The organism is Knoellia sp. S7-12 (assembly GCF_040518285.1).
Taxonomy (GTDB): domain Bacteria; phylum Actinomycetota; class Actinomycetes; order Actinomycetales; family Dermatophilaceae; genus Knoellia.
This window is the reverse complement of sequence record NZ_CP155449.1, coordinates 4,027,635-4,043,570: the sequence shown is the minus strand read 5'-3', so window position 1 is coordinate 4,043,570 and position 15,936 is coordinate 4,027,635. Positions and strand designations below refer to the sequence as shown.

Genomic DNA, 15,936 nt, shown 5'->3' with positions numbered 1-15,936 from the left:
ATCGTATGCCGGACGCCCTCCGGGCAGGCGCTACCAGCCGAAGGTGAAGGCGAGGCTCATGATGAACAGATAGAAGCCCACGGGGAAGCACCAGACGATCACGCCGACGAAGACGGCGACGAGGGACCAGCCGACCAGCGCGCGGCCCAGGCGGCCACGGGGCGACCAGCGCAAGTGAGCCTCGCCGAGGATCCAGAACAGGGCCACGGGAGCGAGCAACAGACCCAGCGCGACGACGCCCCACACCACTCGCACAGTGGGCCGATCCAGGTGGTGGGTCAGCGCCACCGCAAGCGCAAGGGTGAGCGCGACAGTCAGCGCGAACAGCAGGGCCCACCGCAGGTTGCCCCGCCCCCTGCTTCCCGTCACCTCGCCCACAGGAACATTGGACACCACTCACCCGATCGCCGGAGGTGCTTTGGAGTCACCCCGACACCCGTGCACCCCGTGCGTCAGGATGGGCTCATGCAGCCGATGCTCGCCGCCGTCGCCGATGGCATTCCACGCGGCCCGGAGTGGGTGCACGAGGTGAAGTGGGACGGGATGCGCGTCCTCGCCGACGTGCGCGACGGGCGGTTGGTGCTCTCGAGCCGCACCGGCCGCGACGTCTCGGTGAGCTTCCCTGAGTTGGCGGGTCTCGCCGACACCTACGACGACCTCCTCCTCGACGGTGAGGTCGTGGCGCTCGATGGCGGGCTGCCGTCGTTCTCGGCGCTCGCCGAACGGATGCACGTCTCGTCACCGCGCAAGGCGGCGCTGCTCGCGACGACGCGTCCGGTCACGTTCATGGCGTTCGACCTGTTGCGGCTGTTCGGTTCCGACCTGTCGAAGCAGCCGTGGGCGGCCCGCCGCGAGCTGTTGGAACGCCTCGAGCTGAGCAGCTCCGCCTGGCAGGTGCCGCCCACCTACGACGACGGTGAGGAGCTCTTCGAGGCCACCCGCGACCAGGGCCTTGAAGGAGTGGTGAGCAAACGACGAACATCTCTGTATGCCGCCGGCCGCCGGTCCCCGGACTGGCGCAAGTCCCCGCACCGCGCCACCCTTTCGGTCGTCATCGGTGGATGGCGTCCCGAGGTGGGCACGACGCACCGGCTGGGTGCCGTCCTCGTCGGAACGCCTGACGGCGCAGGCGGTTGGGAGTATGCCGGCCGCGTGGGTGCCGGACTTGCCGGCACCGCTGGGGCCCGGGTCGGCAAGATGCTGGAACCGTTGTCGCGCAACGGATCCCCCTTCTCCAACGTCGTGCCCCGAGAAGACGCGGAGGGTGCGACGTGGGTCGAGCCCACGGTCGTCGTGGAGGTGCAGTCGCTGGGACGCGGGTCGACCGGCAAACTGCGGCAACCGGCATACCTCGGAGTTCGTAGCGATCTCACTCCTGCCGACCTGCACGAGGTGACCGATGCCTGAGCGATACGTCCCCGAGATCACCCGCGTCGAGGTCGAGGGCCGCACCCTCAAGCTCTCGAGCCTGGCCAAGGTGATGTTCCCGGCGACCGAGACGACCAAGGGTGAGGTGCTCAACTACTTCGCCACGGTCGGCCCCATCCTGTTGCAGCACATCGCTGCTCGTCCGGTGACGCGCGTGCGCTGGCCGCACGGGGTGTCGGACCAGAGCTTCTTCGAGAAGAACCTGCCGAGCGGTGCGCCGACGTGGTTGGGGAGGGTCAAGGTCGACGACGTGACCTATCCGCTCGTGGACGATCTCGCGCAGCTCACCTACCTGATCAACCTCAACTCCCTCGAGATGCACGTGCCGCAGTGGAAGGTCACCGAGGACGGCGAGCCGCAGAACCCCAACCGACTCGTCATCGACCTCGACCCGGGCAGCCCTGCGGGACTCAAGGAGTGCGCCCAGGTCGGCCTGCTCCTGCGCGAGCGGCTAGAGGCGCTGGGGCTGGAGCTCTATCCTGTGACGTCGGGGAGCAAGGGCATGCAGCTCTACGCCTCGCTCGGCGGTGACCTCACGAGCGACCAGGTGCGCGACCTCACCCAGCAACTGGCGCAGGAGATGACGAAGAAGCACCCCGACCTCGTCCTGTGGAAGATGACCAAGTCACTGCGGCCCGGCAAGATCTTCCTCGACTGGAGCCAGAACGTCGCCGCAAAGACGACGATCAGCCCCTACTCGCTGCGCGGCAAGGAACTGCCCTGCGTTGCCGCTCCCAGGACGTGGGACGAGGTCGAGGCCGGCGCGGCGGGCAAGCGGTTCGAGCAGGTCATGTTCGACGACATGCTCGAGCGGCTCGACACCCACGGCGACCTGCTCGCAGACCTCCTCTGAGACCCGAACCCGCCTGGCTCGGCAGTGGCCGCCGCTCATTGGGGCCCCACATGACGTTCACAGCCGGTCCATGGGAGTGATCAGCAGGGTTCAGGTCATGGAGACGACCCAGGCCCGCATCCCCGCCCGCGCCCTCCGCATCGCCGGAGCCCTCACGTCAGCGGCCGCTGTTGCGGTCATCGGCACCGGAGCCATGACACCGGCCGCCGCTCACGCTGCCGGTGTGGCCACCGGCCATCGCGTACCGGCCGCCGCCGCTTCGCCCCTGGCCAACCCGGCCGCGATCACCACCAGCTCACCAACGGGTGAGGTGGTGACCTATCGGATCCGGGGTGCTCAGCTCGAACGCGTGTGACTCGGCGCGACAGACCCAGTGCCGCGGGCGGCATACCCGATCAGTGCGCCGACCACGGACGGCACGAGGACGAGCAGGACGAGGAAGACCGCCGACGATGCGTCGAAGTCCGAGAGGTAGTCCCCACCGCTGCGCACCTCCATGGCCGCGATGACCACAGCGACCGCCATGACCGAGGCAAGGACCCACCGCAGCAGAAGGGCGCCGAGCCCGATGGGTTGAGCAGCGGCAGAGGGCCGGGCCAACCCGTCGAGCAGTGCCCAGACGAACCCGCCGACTGCCAGGACGGCGAAGACTGCGAGACCGGCCCCGATGTTGGCGCCGCCCTCCCCGTCGTCACCGATGGTCATCAGCAGGTAGGCGGCCGTCGCCGCGAGCCCGATCCCGAGTGCTCTGATGATGAATGCCATGCCTCCACGATCCTCCGCCGTGTGCCTCTCAGCCATGAGGCGCGCTACTCATCCCGTGGTCCGAGAGTCGTGTCCGAGAGTCGCGGGCAGCCGGCACACTCGTGACACCCGGGCAGGGCATAGATGAAGCAGCACGACCGTCGCTCGACTGCGGGACCGAGCCCCTGGCCCGCAGCCCCCCGCGCCTCACGCAACGCCATCTGCCAGAGGTCGTCGACCATGCCGAGGCGTTGCCGGGTCGACACCTTCACGCCGCCGTCATAGGCCTGCGCGATCTCCCGCCCCAGAGCCCGGTATGCCGTGCCCGCGGCGGCGATCCGTTCCTCCAGTTCGGGGGCGGCCGGGCGGAGCGACAAGAACCCGAGACGCTCGGGATAGAGGCCGGGAGCGAGGTCGCACGAGATGCGCGAGTCATCAAGCGTGCCCAGATCCGCGTGCCAGGGACCGGTGACGGCTGCGAATGCGGACACCTGTGCCGGAATGCTCAACAGGTGCTGGAGGACAAAAGCGGAGGCGACCTGGGGAGGTGAGGGAACGGCATACAGGCGGGTGTTGACGGCTGTGAGGTTTGCACGCCACTGCGCCGAGAATTCCAAGGCGCTGGACAGCGGCCTGCTGAGGTGTCGACCGCCGACAAAGGTGAGATATCCATGGTGGCGCGACATGAGTGAGGCGACGGCACCCACATCGGGTGCCGTCGCCTCGCTGAGATCTCTCGAGTTCAGCTGTTGGCCTTGTCATAGGCGTCCTGGATCGTGGCTGGAATGCGGCCGCGCTCGCTCACGTTGTGCCCGTTCTTGCGAGCCCATTCGCGCACGGCGGAGACGTCCTTGCGACGTCCTCCCGCGCTGCGACCCGTGGCCTTGCGGCCGCCGGAGCGGCGGGCGTGACCAACCCACGGTGCGAACGCGTCACGAAGCTTGCTCGCGTTGCCCTCATTGAGGTCGATCTCGTAGGTGACGCCGTCCAGCGCGAACGTCACGGTCTCATCGGCGTCGCTGTTGTCGAGATCGTCAACGAGCAACACCTGCACACGCTGTGCCATGTGGAATTCCCTTCACATCGAATATGTCTCGATGAGATTAACAGTCAGGAATTGTCCTCAGGGGTTTTGTGCTCATTCTTTTCCCACTGGCTCTGCGCGAGGCGTTCGCGCCGGTCGCCTTCCAGGATGCTCTTCATGAGGAAATAAAAGAGGCAGGCCACGATGATCGTGGGCAGGATGGCCGCAAGATATGGCCAGATGGAGTCCCACATGATCATGCCTCCGGCTTGAGGTGGGGGAAGAGAATTGTTTCGCGAACGTTGGCGCCCGTGAAGAGCATGACGAGTCGATCAACGCCGAGCCCGAGCCCACCCATCGGCGGTGCGCCGTATTCGAGTGCGCGCAGGAAGTCCTCGTCGAGCTGCATGGCCTCGGGGTCGCCACCGGCTGCCTTGGTCGACTGGTCGGTGAGGACCTGACGCTGGATCTCGGGGTCGACGAGTTCGGAGAAGCCGGTGCCGCGTTCGACACCGTCGATGATGAGGTCCCACGCCTCGATGAGTCCCGGCTCGCTGCGGTGCGGGCGGGCGAGCGGCTGTGCGCTCGCGGGGTAGTCGCACAGGAACGTCGGCTGCAGCAGGGTCGGCTCGACGAGCTCACCGAGGAGCTCGAGGAAGACCTTGTCGCGGTCCCAGGCCGGGTCGATGGCGACGTCATGCTTGGTCGCGTAGCCGCGCAGGGTGTCGATGTCGGTGTCGATCGTGACTGTCTCGCCGACGATCTCGCTCACGGCCTCGTGCACCGGCAGCCAGCGCCATTCGCCGTCGAGGTTGATCGTGCCCCGGTCGGTCTCGACCTGGCGTGAACCGAACGCATCGGCGGCCGCGAGATAGAGGTCGCGCATGAGTCCCGCGATCGTCGTCTGGTCGCCCCACGCCTGGTAGGCCTCGAGCATCGTGAACTCGGGGGAGTGGGTCGCGTCAACACCCTCGTTGCGGAAGATGCGGCCCATCTCATAGACGCGGTCGACGCCGCCGACGACAGCCTTCTTGAGGTTGAGCTCAAGCGCGATGCGGAGCGTCATCTGCTGGTCGAAGGCGTTGAAATGCGTCGTGAAGGGGCGTGCTGCGGCACCGCCGTGGATGAGCTGGAGGATCGGCGTCTCGACCTCGATGTAGGTCTGTCGCTCGAGCTCGTGGCGCATCGCACTGAGGATGCGGGCCTTGGTGCGCACCATGTCGCGCGCCTCCTGGCGCACGATGAGGTCGGCGTAGCGCTGACGCACCCGGCTCTCCTCGGAGAGCTCCTTGTGCAGGATCGGCAGGGGGCGCAGCGCCTTGCTCGCCATGGTCCAGGCAGTCGCCATGACCGAGAGCTCGCCGCGGCGGCTGCTGATGACGCGGCCGGTGACCGACACGTGGTCGCCGAGGTCGACGTCGGCCTTCCAGGCAGCGAGGGAGTCCTCGCCGACCTCCGCGAGGCTGAGCATGATCTGGAGGCGGATGCCCTCACCCTCCTGCAGGCTGGCGAACGCGAGCTTGCCTGTGTTGCGGATGAAGACGACGCGGCCAGCGACCGAGACGACGTCATCGGTCTCCTGCCCGGTCTCGAGGTGGCCCCATTCCGAGCGCACCTCGGCGAGGCTGTGGGTCCGGTCGACCGAGACGGGGTATGCCGGTGTGCCGGCTTCCAGCAGACGCTCGCGCTTCTCGCGGCGGATGCGCTGCTGCTCGGACAGGTCGATCTCGGGGGCAGCGCTTTGGCTGGCCTCGGTGCTCTTCACGGGGGTCTCGCTCACACCTTCAAGGGTACGAGGGTCGGCTGAGTGCTCCGGACGTGCGTCATGGGGTCGATCAGACGACGGATCGTCGGACCGTCACGGTGGGTGGAACGGCGAGGCTCTGGCCGACGACGCAGTAGCGCTCTGTGGACCTGGCGAGTCGGGCGAGGTCGTCATCGCAGGCGTCGGTGTCGAGCGTGGCGGTGATGGTGATGGGGGTGATCCCCACCGGAACCTCCGGGTCGATGCCGAGCGTGCCGCGGGCGTCGAACTCTGCCTCCGCACTCAGGTCGGCGCGCAGGATCGTCAGCCCCATGGTTGTGGCGACCGAGCGCATCGTCACACCGGCACTGGCAAGGACCGCTTCGAGGAGCATGTCGCCCGAGCAGGCGTCGGAGCCGTCACCGCCGGTGGCCCGGTGCAGTCCGACGCGAACTCGCCCGGACCAGGCGTCAACGCTCGTCGAGATGCCGGGCTCGCGCCAGTCGGCTCGGGCGGAGACGGAGACGACGGCTTCGTCGGGGTCGTCGCGATAGAGCTCCATGAGAGGTGCTTGCATGGCTCGCAGGGCGGCGGCGTCGATGGGTGCGTGCATGAGGTGAGTGTCCTCCTGAAGTGTCGGGGGCAGGCAGTAGTTTGCTGGACGTGGAGCAGGAAGAGCAGGAAAGGCAGGGGTGGATGGAGCCGCTGCCGGTGCGTCGCATCGAGTGCAGCCCACATGCCGTCGTTCCGGGACCCGAGGTCTGGCCGGTCTCGGTGCCCGCCGTCGGGCAGGTCCTGCGCGACGGTCTCGACCTCGGGTCCTGCACGATTCTCGTGGGGGACAACGGGACGGGGAAGTCGACGCTCGTCGAGGCGATCGCCATGGCGTTCGGGCTCAACGCCGAGGGCGGGTCGACCGGGGCGCGGCACCGCACTCATGCCACGGAGTCAGCCCTGTGGGAGTGGCTGCGGTTGTCGCGGGGGCCGGGGGCGTCGAAGTGGGGCTACTTCGTGCGGGCTGAGACGATGCACGGCCTGATGGCCTGGCTCGACACCAACCCCGGAGCATCCCCCGATCCGGTCTTCCACGCCCGTTCACATGGGGAGTCGTTCGTCTCGCTGTTGTCGACGAGGCGATTCGACGGTGACGGGTTCTTTGTGTGGGATGAGCCGGAGGCGGGGCTGTCGTTCCCGGCGCAGCTGCACCTCGTCGCCGAGCTGGCGATCATGGCGGCGCGGCCGGGCACACAGGTTCTGCTCGCGACGCACTCACCGATCCTGGCCTCCGTCCCCGGCGCGACGATCCTCCAGCTCTCGGAGTCGGGGATCGAAGAGGTGGAGTGGGAGGACCTCGCGGTCGTGGACCACTACCGACGCTTTCTCGACGCCCCCGACCGCTATCTCCGCCACGTCCTGGACTGACCCGAGTGCGGGGCGCAGCGCCCTCATGATCTATTGACAGAACAAAGTGTCATGATTAGGTTGGCACGGCATCCCCACGACCTCGGAAGGACACTCCTATGGCGGAGTCCATGGCTCGGAACACCGACCCTCGCTACAGCAAGCTGACGATCGGTGTCTGTCCCGACCAGTGGGGGGTCTGGTTCCCTCAGGACGAGAAGCAGATCGACTGGGAGGTCGCGCTCGACGAGATGGCGACGGCCGGTTTCTCCGTCATGGAGACCGGACCCTTCGGCTACTTCCCGACCGATCCCGCTCGCCTCAAGGAGGAGATGGACGCTCGCGGCTTTCGCGTCGTCGCCGGCACGGGATGGGGCATCCTCCACAAGGCAGAGGCGTGGGCCGACACCGAGAAGCTGTTCCGCTCCATCGGAGAGACCCACGCTGCCGTAGGTGCTGAGTACGTCGTGCACCTGCCGCCCATGTTCCGCGACGAAAAGACCGGCGCCTACACGGACGAGCGGGTCCTGTCGACCGACGCCTGGAACCTCTACATCAAGAACGCCGACCGACTGGGCCGCATCATGAAGGAGGACTACGGACTGAAGATGGTCCTCCACCCCCACGGTGACAGCCACATAGAGACGCCCGACGACATCGACCGGATCTTCCAGGCGACTGACCCCGATTACGTCGGCTTCTGCCTCGACACCGGGCACGTCATCTATGGCGATGGCGACCCGATGGAACTCTGCCGCAAGTACCCCGAGCGCATCTCCTATGTCCACATCAAGGCGATGGACCCCGTCCTCGTGAAGCAGGCCCACGACGAGGACTGGCCCTTCGTCAAGGCCGTCCATGCCGGCTGCTCGGTGACGCCCCCCGCAGGCCTCCCCGACATGGGCCAGCTCATCGAGGCGCTGGCTGACCTCGACAAGGAGCTCTACGTGGTCTGCGAGCAGGACATGTACGGCTGCGACAAGTCCTTCCCCCTTCCCAACGCCATCAAGACCCGCGAGTACCTCGCCTCGCTCGGTCTCGGACTCGCCTGAGAGGCACCGCCGTGACTGTTCGCATCGGAATGATCGGCCCTGGTGGGATGGGTCAGGCCCACATTGAACGGATCCATACCGTCATCGCGGGTGGCCGCGTCGTGGCCGTCAGTGACGTCGACCCGGCGCGGGCCGCGGAGGTGGCCGAGCGCATCGGAGGCGTCTCCCACTTGACCTCCGCCGAGCTCATCGCAAGTCCCGACGTGGACGCCGTCATGATCTGCAGCTTCGGTCCCGCGCATGAGGTCGACGTGCTGGCGTGCATCGCCGCCGGCAAGCCCGTGTTCTGTGAGAAGCCGCTGACGCCCACCGCGGAGGCCGCGCTGCGCATCATGGAGGCTGAGCAGGCGGTCGGCAGACGCCTCGTCACCGTGGGGTTCATGCGTCGGTTCGACGCCAGCTACCGCGAGATGAAGGACCTTCTCGACTCCGGCGAGCTCGGCGAGACACTCATGGTGCACTGCGCGCACCGCAACCCCACGGTGCCCGAGATGTACACGTGGGACATGGCGATCAACGACACCGCCATCCACGAGGTCGACACCATGCGGTGGCTGCTCGGGGAGGAGTTCGTGTCCGTGCGGGTCGACACGCCCAAGAAGACCTCGCTGCGGTTCCCGCACCTGCAGGACCCCCTCGTCCTCATCCTCACGAGCACCTCGGGTGTCCGGGTGGACGACGAGATCTTCGTCAACTGCCAGTTCGGCTACGACATCCGCTGCGAAGCGGTCGCGGAGCGTGGCGCGGTCAGCCTGTCCGACCAGGAGCTCACCTCCGTGCGTCGCGAGCACACCGCTGGCAACAAGATCACGCGTGACCACAACGACCGCTTCCGTGGTGCCTTCGTGACAGAGGTCCAGGAGTGGATCTCTGGCGTGGCGCGTGGAGAGCACACCGGGTCGACCTCGTGGGACGGGTATGCCGCAGCATGCGTCTGTGACGCTGGTGTCAAAGCCCTCACGGAGCTTGGCGAAGTCGCCGTCGAGATGATCGAGCGCCCTGCGTTCTACGCCTGACCCTCAGCCGCCGCCCGCGAACGCCCGCCCAGAGCCGAGGTGTTCGTTGGCTCGGTGTCCCAGACGCTCATGCTCGAGTCGGGCGTGCCGGTGCTCGTCGTCACGCCTGATCACTGACGTTCTGACGTCCCGCCACGCCAGCCAGCGCCCTGCTCCACCGGGGGGCCTGGCTGTGTCCGTGCGGGAGGCCGAGAAGTAGGACCCGGGGTGCACGGGTGCGGCGCAGTCGCCCACAAAGGAACGGGCCCGGCCTCCAAGGAGGCCGGGCCCGTTCGACGGGTTGGGGTCGGTCCGCGTCAGCGACGACCGATCTCGTGCGAGAGCTCGGTGAGCTCGTCGCCACCAGCCATCTGACGGGTGAGCTCGTCGAGGCCCACCTCGTCCCGCCTCTTGTCGAGGACGGCCTGTCCGAGCTTGAGGATGATGAAGTGGTCGCCGACGAGGTAGGCGTGGTGCGGGTTGTGCGTGATGAACACGACGCCGAGGCCAGCATCGCGGGCAGCCGCGGTGTACTTGAGCACCACGCCGGACTGCTTGACGCCGAGGGCGGCCGTCGGTTCGTCGAGGATCAGGACCCTCGCACCGAAGTACACCGCCCTCGCGATGGCCACGCACTGGCGCTGACCGCCCGAGAGCTCGCCGATCGGCTGGTCGATGTCCTTGACCACGATGCCCATCTTGCGCAGCTCTTCGTCGGCGATCTGCTTCATCTCCCGGATCTTCATCGGGGCCAGGGGGTAGTTGCCGGCCTTGAGCTCAGACCCGAGGAAGAAGTTGCGCCAGACCGGCATGAGCGACACCACTGCGAGGTCCTGGTAAACCGTTGCGATGCCGTGCTCGAGCGCCTCTCGGGGGTTGGAGAAGGCCACCTCCGCGTTGTCTACCTTCATCACTCCTTCGTTGTGCGGGTGAAGGCCGGAGATGATCTTGATGAGCGTCGACTTCCCCGCGCCGTTGTCGCCGAGGACACACGTGACCTCACCGGCCCGAACAGTCAGGTTGATGCCCCGGAGCGCCCGGATGGCACCGTAGGCCTTGCCCACGTCTCGCATCTCGACGAGCGTCTGGCCGTCGCGCAGGGTGTCATCGGCGTGTTCGCTGATGGTGTCGGTCATGGCCTAGCCCACCTTCCGCAGGGTCGAGAGATTCTTGACATAGAGGTTGACGACGACGGCGAGGAGGAGCATGACGCCGAGGAAGGCCTTGAACCAGTTGTTGTCCCATCCGGCGTAGACGATGCACAGACTGGTCATGCCGAAGATGAACGCGCCGATGGCAACGCCGATTGCGTTGCCGTAGCCACCGGTGAGCAAAGTGCCGCCGACGACGGCCGCGACGATGTAGAGGAACTCGTTGCCGATGCCGTTGCTCGCCTGCAGGGTGTTGTAGTTGTAGAGCGTGTGCATGCCCGTGAACCATGCGAGGAACGCGACTCCCATGAACAGGCCGATCTTGACCCGCGTCACCGGCACACCGACCGCGCGGGCGCTCGGTGCGTTCCCGCCGACGGCATACAGCCAGTTGCCGATTCGCGTGCGAGTGAGCATCCAGTGGGCCAGGCCGACGAAGAGCAGCCACCACAGCACGGTGATGTTGAGGCTGGCCCCTCCGATGGAGAAGGTGTGGGCGAAGATCGCGTTGAGCGAGTCGTAACCGTCCATCTGGTTGATGTTCGGCGTGGAGACCGAGCCGGTCACGAGCTTGGTGACGCCGAGGTTGGCCCCTTGCAGGATGAAGAACGAGCCCAGCGTGATGAGGAAGCTCGGTATGCCGGTGCGCATCACCATGTAACCGTTCAACCACCCAATGCTCAGGGCGAAGACGAGCGCGAGGACAGCCCCGACCCACAGGTTGACGCCGAGCTGGTACGAGAACATCGCGTTGAGCAGCCCCGCGCTGTAGACCAGCACGCCGGCGGAGAGGTCGAACTCCCCTCCGATCATGAGCAGTCCGACGGCTACGGCGACGATGCCGATCGTCGAGGACTGGTACAGGACCGTCATCAGCGAGTCGACGGACCGGAAAGCCGGCGCGACGGCGAGGAAGAAGATGAACAGGATGATCGCGGCGACGAGGGCGCCGATCTCGGGTCGCGCCAGCAGGCGGTTGGACCATCCCAGTTGGATACGGTTGGACGCCTCGGCGTGCGCGCCGTGCGACACGGCCGAGGGGGTTTCGGCGGCCGGTCGTGCCGGTGCTGCCGGTGCGGGCTTGGGGGCACTCGTTGGTGCCGGCGTGGGGTCTTGGCTCATGGCATGTCTCCCTCTACGAGCTCTGGCGCCGGGCCGGCCGGAGGCAGGTCCCGGCGCCAGAGCTGCTCGGATGGATCAGCGGGTGTTGTTCTTGGTGAACGGGAGGATGACGTCGATGTTCTTGGGGTCCACGAACGAGGGGCCGGTGAGGACCGGCTTGCCACCACCCATGTCGTTGCCGTTCTTGACGTTGAGGTAGAGGGCCGTCACGGCCAGGTAGCCCTGGACGTAGGGCTGCTGGTCGATCGAGAACTGGATCTTGCCGTCCTTGATCTGCTGGGCGGCCTCGGCGTTGAGGTCGAACGTCACGAGCTTCGCCTTGCTGCCGGCCTGCTCCATCGACTTCAGCGCGTTCAGGGCGATCGGGGCGCCGAGGGTGACGATGTAGTCGATCGAGCTGTCGGCGGCGAGCTTGGCCTGGATCGCAGACACCACGGCGGCGTCGTCAGCACCGTTGACCTGGATGTTCTCGGTGCCGGCGACCTTGCTCTTCACCCCTGCACAGCGAGCCTCGAGAGCCACCGAACCGGCGGCCTGGATGACGCAGAGGGGGTGCTTGCCACCGTCGGCCGTGATCCGCTCGCCGGCGGTCGCTCCGGCGAGGTTCTCGTCGGAGCCGAAGTACATCAGGGCACCGGTCTCGAGGTACTGGTCGATCCCGGAGTTGAAGGCGACGGTCGGGATCCCGGCTGTGCCGGCTGCCTTGACCGAGCCGGCGAGCGCGTCCGGCGTGGCGAGCGTGGTGGCAATCCCGTCCACCTTGGAGTCGATCGCGTTCTGGATGAGCGTGGCCTGCTTGGCCGGGTCCGGGTCGTTGGAGTATTTCAACGTGGCTCCGGTGTCCTTGGCGGCCTGCTGCGCACCCGCCTTGATCTTGTCCCAGAACGTGTCACCGGGCGTCTCGTGCGTGATCATGGCGATGGTGTAGCCCGAATCGCCGCCGCCACCTCCCGAATCGCCCGTCGTGTCGTCGGTCTTTTCGGCACCGCCGCCGCTGCAGGCGGCGAGGACCATCGTGGCTGAGGTCGCGACCGCCACGGCGGTCACCACCTTGCGGAATCGGCTCTGATTCATGGTGGACGGAGTCCTTTCGTGGCATGAACGCCCGCCTCGTTGCGGGGAGTTCGGGGTGCCGCTTCGCCGGTCCGTGGGGGACTCGTCGAGCTGGACGCCAATCGCGTCGTGCGGCTGCCGGTCGTCGGCATCGTCGGCCGACGGGGAGGGGGTTTGCGCCCCGTGGGTGTCGGCGTGAGACCGGGCCAAGCTGTTCAGTTGGGGGGCCGGTGGGCCAGGTGCCTATTCCAGCGCGTTACCATGCGGCCTGTCAATAGTTTGTCCTAACATTCTGTCAGCAGTTGTTAGTGTGTGACCACAGCGCGCAAGGATTGGCTCTGTCGCCTCAGAGGTAGGTGCGCTGCCCGCGCTGATTGTCGAGGTGCTCTGCATACGCCTTCTGGGTCGACTCAAGGGTCGACACCTGCGACACGGGAACGTCCCACCAGGCCGAGCCCGGTGGGTTCGGACCGAGGAGGTCAGTCTCGATGTAGAGCACGGTGGCGCGGTCGGAGGCAGCCGCACGGCCATAGTTCTCGCGGAACTCCGCCATCGAGCCGCAGCGCAGCACGTCGGCCCCCCAGGAGGCCGCGTTCGCTGCAAGGTCCAGGGGCACGGTGGAGCCGTCCAGGCGGCCACTTGAGGACCGCATGCGGTATTTCGTTCCGAAGCGCTGCGACCCCCGCGACTCCGAGAGGGCGCCGATCGAGGCGAACCCGTGGTTCTGGAGCAGCACGATGATCACCTTGACACCCTCGGAGACGATCGTCGCGATCTCCATCGGGAGCATCTGATAGGTGCCGTCGCCGACGATCGCGACGACCTCGTGGTCGTCGCCGAGCGCCATCTTCACCCCGAGGGACGCCGGGATCTCATAGCCCATGCAGGAGAAGGCGTACTCCACGTGGTACTGCACGGGCGACGACGCCCGCCACAGGCACTGCAGGTCACCAGGCATCGAGCCGGCGGCGTTGATGATGACGTCCTCGGGTCCCATGAGCTCGTTGAGCGCGCCGAAGACCTCCGTCTGTGCGGGCAGCGGAGTCTGCTCGCGGTGGTAGCACTCGTCGACGACCCGCTGCCACGCGGCATCGAGATCAATGGCCTCCTCACGGTATGCCGGTTCCACCTCCCAACCGTCGAGCTCGGTCGTCAGGGCCCGCAGGGCCTCGCGGGCGTCGGCGACGAGCATCGCCGCGCCGTGCTTGGCCGCGTCGAACCCCAGGAGGTTGATGTTGACGAACCGGACGTCCTCGGACGCGAAGATCGTGTGGCTCGCGGTCGTGAAGTCGGAGTAGCGCGTGCCGAAGCCGATGACCACGTCGGCGCCGCGGGCCAGCTCGTTGGCGGCGGCCGATCCGGTCGAGCCCACGCCCCCGACCGCGGACGGGTGGTCCCAGTTGATGGCGCCCTTGCCCGCGTGGGTGTCGGACACGGGGATACCGGTCGCGGTGGCGAAGGCGCGCAGTTCCTCGGAGGCCTCCGAGTAGATGACCCCGCCACCTGCGACGATCAGCGGCCGCTTGGCAGATCGAATGAGCTCCACCGCTCGCGCCAGTGCGGCCGGCTCTGGCACCGGTCGCCCGATGTGCCAGACGCGCTTGGCGAAGAATGCGAGCGGCCAGTCGTGGGCCTCGGCCTGAACGTCCTGCGGCAGCGCCACCGTGACGGCTCCGGTGTCGGCTGGGTCGGTGAGAACCCGCATGGCGTTCATGAGCGAGGGGATGAGCTGCTCAGGTCGGCTGATCCGGTCGAAGAAGCGGGACACCGGTCGGAACACGTCGTTGACGGTGACGTCGAGGGTGCCCGGGTCCTCGAGCTGCTGAAGCACGGGGTCGGGCACCCGGGTGGCGAACTGGTCGGACGGCAGGAGCAGCACCGGGATGCGGTTGGTCGTCGCCAGGGCCGCGCCGGTCACCATGTTCGTCGCCCCAGGGCCGATCGACGTCGTCACGGCCATGACCTGGCGGCGGTTGCGGGCCCGGCTGAAGGCCGTGGCCGCGTGCACGGCACCCTGCTCGTTGCGGGCCAGGTAGTAGGGGAGCGAGCCCAGCACCCCGTCGCCGGTCGCACCGTCCTCGGACTCCACCTGCGCCTGGAGCAGCGCCTGCCCCACCCCAGCCACGTTCCCGTGGCCGAAGATCCCGAACATCCCTGTGACGAGTCGCTGTTCAACTCCATCCCGCTCGGAATACTGGCTGGCCAAGAACTTCACGAGCGCTTGCGCGGTCGTGAGGCGCACGGTCCGAGTCATGTCAGGGTCCTTCGTCGTGAGTGGTCGATGGGGCTGGCGGGTGGTGCACGGGGTGGGTCAGGGAGCGGGGATCAGCACGTCGCGGACGATGCGGTCGAGGTCGGCGTCGGCCTCGAGGAACTGGCGCAGGGTCTTGCGTGTGGCACCGAAGTCGTCGAACTCCTCCGGCGTCATGCCGTCGACTGCATAGGCCCGCACGAAGTCAGGGATCGTGCTCAGGGATGCGAGGACTTCGGGAGCGACGGGCACGTCCATGCGTGGCCGAGGGTCGTGACCGCTGGCTTCGAACTTCTCCAGCCAGGCGAAGGGCGGTGAGAGGACGATGTCGCCACCGACGAGCTCGGTCCACTGGAGCGTGTTGCGGTAGGCAGCGGCAAGCAAGCGGGCCCGCAGGCCGCGCTCGGTGAAGATGCCGTAGGCCTTCTTGACGGCTGCAACGCCGCCCCATTCGAGGTGCTCGGGGTCGACCCCGAGGTCGTCGCGAGCCACGACCTCCTTGAGCCAGTCGTCGAGACGGCCGACCATGATCGTCACGACCGGACCCATCGTCGACACGTCCTTGCCGTCGGCCTCTCGTCGGGTCAGGCCCCGCTCGATGGCCTCGCCGGCCGCAACGGCCTGGGGGACGGTGAAGGACACGGTGACGTTCATGCTGATGCCCCGGTAGGTCGCCTCCTCGATCGCCTCGATGCCCACCTTTGTCGCCGGGATCTTGACGATGATGTTGGGCGCGAGGGAGGCGAAGTGTTCCGCTTGGTCGACGAGGGCTTCGGCATCACGGTGCAGGCGGGGGTCGGTCTGCATCGACAGCCGCCCGTTGCGGCCGTTGTGCTCGGCGAAGGCGGGCTCGAGATACGTGGCCGCGTCGATGGAGACCTCCTCGACGACCTGCCACCCGATCTGCGACTCCGTGGCAGTGGGTCGCTCCTGCGCGATCTCGGCGATGCGGGCCTGCCAGCGGGGCAGGTCCGAGTGGATCGCTGCCAACGCGATGACGGGGTTGCAGGTCGCGCCGACGGCACCCCAGCCGATCGCGGTCGTCAGTTCGGAGAGCGTCGAGGAGTCGTTCCAGAGCGCGGTCGGGGTCGTCTCCGTCATGATGCGCATCGGTGAGT

General features: G+C 67.3%; 18 protein-coding genes. 6 read left to right on the top strand and 12 right to left on the bottom strand.

Annotation, left to right across the window (positions count from 1 at the left end; all coding sequences use genetic code 11):
* Nucleotides 1-30: 30 nt before the first annotated feature.
* Nucleotides 31-369 (bottom strand): hypothetical protein, encoded by a 339-nt coding sequence (locus V6K52_RS19570; protein WP_353951782.1) that lies wholly within the window; start codon nt 367-369, stop codon nt 31-33.
* Between the two features lie 96 nt (nt 370-465).
* Here V6K52_RS19570 and ligD (V6K52_RS19565) point away from each other — a divergent pair, with 96 nt between their 5' ends.
* The 3 genes from ligD (V6K52_RS19565) (at nt 466) to V6K52_RS19555 (ending at nt 2,636) form a co-directional block, all read left to right on the top strand.
* Complete coding sequence (gene ligD / locus V6K52_RS19565; protein ID WP_353951781.1) at nt 466-1,407, top strand: non-homologous end-joining DNA ligase; 942 nt, start codon at nt 466-468, stop codon at nt 1,405-1,407.
* Complete coding sequence (gene ligD, locus V6K52_RS19560; protein ID WP_353951780.1) at nt 1,400-2,281, top strand: non-homologous end-joining DNA ligase; 882 nt, start codon at nt 1,400-1,402, stop codon at nt 2,279-2,281. The genes ligD (V6K52_RS19565) and ligD (V6K52_RS19560) overlap by 8 nt, the downstream gene beginning before the upstream one ends.
* A 97-nt stretch (nt 2,282-2,378) precedes the next feature.
* On the top strand, nt 2,379-2,636 hold the full coding sequence (locus V6K52_RS19555; protein WP_353951779.1) for a hypothetical protein: 258 nt from the start codon (nt 2,379-2,381) through the stop codon (nt 2,634-2,636).
* On the opposite strand, the gene V6K52_RS19550 is transcribed toward V6K52_RS19555, so the two are convergent.
* The 6 genes from V6K52_RS19550 to V6K52_RS19525 are packed head-to-tail and all read right to left on the bottom strand — an operon-like array spanning nt 2,618 to nt 6,406.
* Nucleotides 2,618-3,046 (bottom strand): hypothetical protein, encoded by a 429-nt coding sequence (locus tag V6K52_RS19550; RefSeq protein ID WP_353951778.1) that lies wholly within the window; start codon nt 3,044-3,046, stop codon nt 2,618-2,620. The genes V6K52_RS19555 and V6K52_RS19550 overlap by 19 nt on opposite strands.
* Before the next feature lie 44 nt (nt 3,047-3,090).
* A complete protein-coding gene (locus V6K52_RS19545; RefSeq protein WP_353951777.1) occupies nt 3,091-3,711 on the bottom strand; it encodes a (2Fe-2S)-binding protein in 621 nt (206 codons plus the stop codon).
* Between the two features lie 56 nt (nt 3,712-3,767).
* Complete coding sequence (locus V6K52_RS19540) at nt 3,768-4,091, bottom strand: Lsr2 family protein (RefSeq protein WP_353951776.1); 324 nt, start codon at nt 4,089-4,091, stop codon at nt 3,768-3,770.
* A gap of 44 nt (nt 4,092-4,135) precedes the next feature.
* The gene (locus V6K52_RS19535; RefSeq protein ID WP_353951775.1) at nt 4,136-4,303 is read right to left on the bottom strand and encodes a lysyl-tRNA synthetase; all 168 of its coding nucleotides are present in this window, start codon (nt 4,301-4,303) and stop codon (nt 4,136-4,138) included.
* Between the two features lie 2 nt (nt 4,304-4,305).
* Nucleotides 4,306-5,829: a lysine--tRNA ligase gene (gene lysS / locus V6K52_RS19530; protein WP_353951774.1), complete on the bottom strand. Its 1,524-nt coding sequence runs from the start codon at nt 5,827-5,829 to the stop codon at nt 4,306-4,308.
* A 55-nt stretch (nt 5,830-5,884) separates the two neighbouring features.
* Nucleotides 5,885-6,406, bottom strand: coding sequence for an OsmC family protein (locus V6K52_RS19525; protein ID WP_353951773.1), 522 nt, complete (start codon nt 6,404-6,406; stop codon nt 5,885-5,887).
* Between the two features lie 50 nt (nt 6,407-6,456).
* Between V6K52_RS19525 and V6K52_RS19520 the strand changes: the two genes are divergently transcribed.
* The 3 genes from V6K52_RS19520 to V6K52_RS19510 all read left to right on the top strand — a co-directional run bounded on the left by V6K52_RS19520 (nt 6,457) and on the right by V6K52_RS19510 (nt 9,262).
* On the top strand, nt 6,457-7,215 hold the full coding sequence (locus V6K52_RS19520; RefSeq protein ID WP_353951772.1) for an AAA family ATPase: 759 nt from the start codon (nt 6,457-6,459) through the stop codon (nt 7,213-7,215).
* A gap of 98 nt (nt 7,216-7,313) precedes the next feature.
* A complete protein-coding gene (locus tag V6K52_RS19515) occupies nt 7,314-8,246 on the top strand; it encodes a TIM barrel protein (protein ID WP_353951771.1) in 933 nt (310 codons plus the stop codon).
* An 11-nt stretch (nt 8,247-8,257) separates the two neighbouring features.
* On the top strand, nt 8,258-9,262 hold the full coding sequence (locus V6K52_RS19510; protein ID WP_353951770.1) for a Gfo/Idh/MocA family oxidoreductase: 1,005 nt from the start codon (nt 8,258-8,260) through the stop codon (nt 9,260-9,262).
* Between the two features lie 296 nt (nt 9,263-9,558).
* Here V6K52_RS19510 and V6K52_RS19505 read toward each other — a convergent pair whose 3' ends face one another.
* From V6K52_RS19505 to V6K52_RS19485, 5 genes are all read right to left on the bottom strand, one after another.
* Nucleotides 9,559-10,377 carry an ATP-binding cassette domain-containing protein gene (locus V6K52_RS19505; protein ID WP_353951769.1) on the bottom strand — a complete coding sequence of 273 codons (819 nt, stop codon included), beginning with the start codon at nt 10,375-10,377 and terminating at the stop codon, nt 9,559-9,561.
* Between the two features lie 3 nt (nt 10,378-10,380).
* Nucleotides 10,381-11,514 carry an ABC transporter permease gene (locus V6K52_RS19500; protein WP_353951768.1) on the bottom strand — a complete coding sequence of 378 codons (1,134 nt, stop codon included), beginning with the start codon at nt 11,512-11,514 and terminating at the stop codon, nt 10,381-10,383.
* Nucleotides 11,515-11,589: 75 nt separating this feature from the next.
* Nucleotides 11,590-12,588 (bottom strand): substrate-binding domain-containing protein, encoded by a 999-nt coding sequence (locus V6K52_RS19495; protein ID WP_353951767.1) that lies wholly within the window; start codon nt 12,586-12,588, stop codon nt 11,590-11,592.
* 325 nt (nt 12,589-12,913) lie between these two features.
* A complete protein-coding gene (gene iolD, locus V6K52_RS19490; RefSeq protein WP_353951766.1) occupies nt 12,914-14,821 on the bottom strand; it encodes a 3D-(3,5/4)-trihydroxycyclohexane-1,2-dione acylhydrolase (decyclizing) in 1,908 nt (635 codons plus the stop codon).
* 57 nt (nt 14,822-14,878) lie between these two features.
* A complete protein-coding gene (locus V6K52_RS19485) occupies nt 14,879-15,928 on the bottom strand; it encodes a transaldolase family protein (protein WP_353951765.1) in 1,050 nt (349 codons plus the stop codon).
* Nucleotides 15,929-15,936 lie beyond the last annotated feature (8 nt).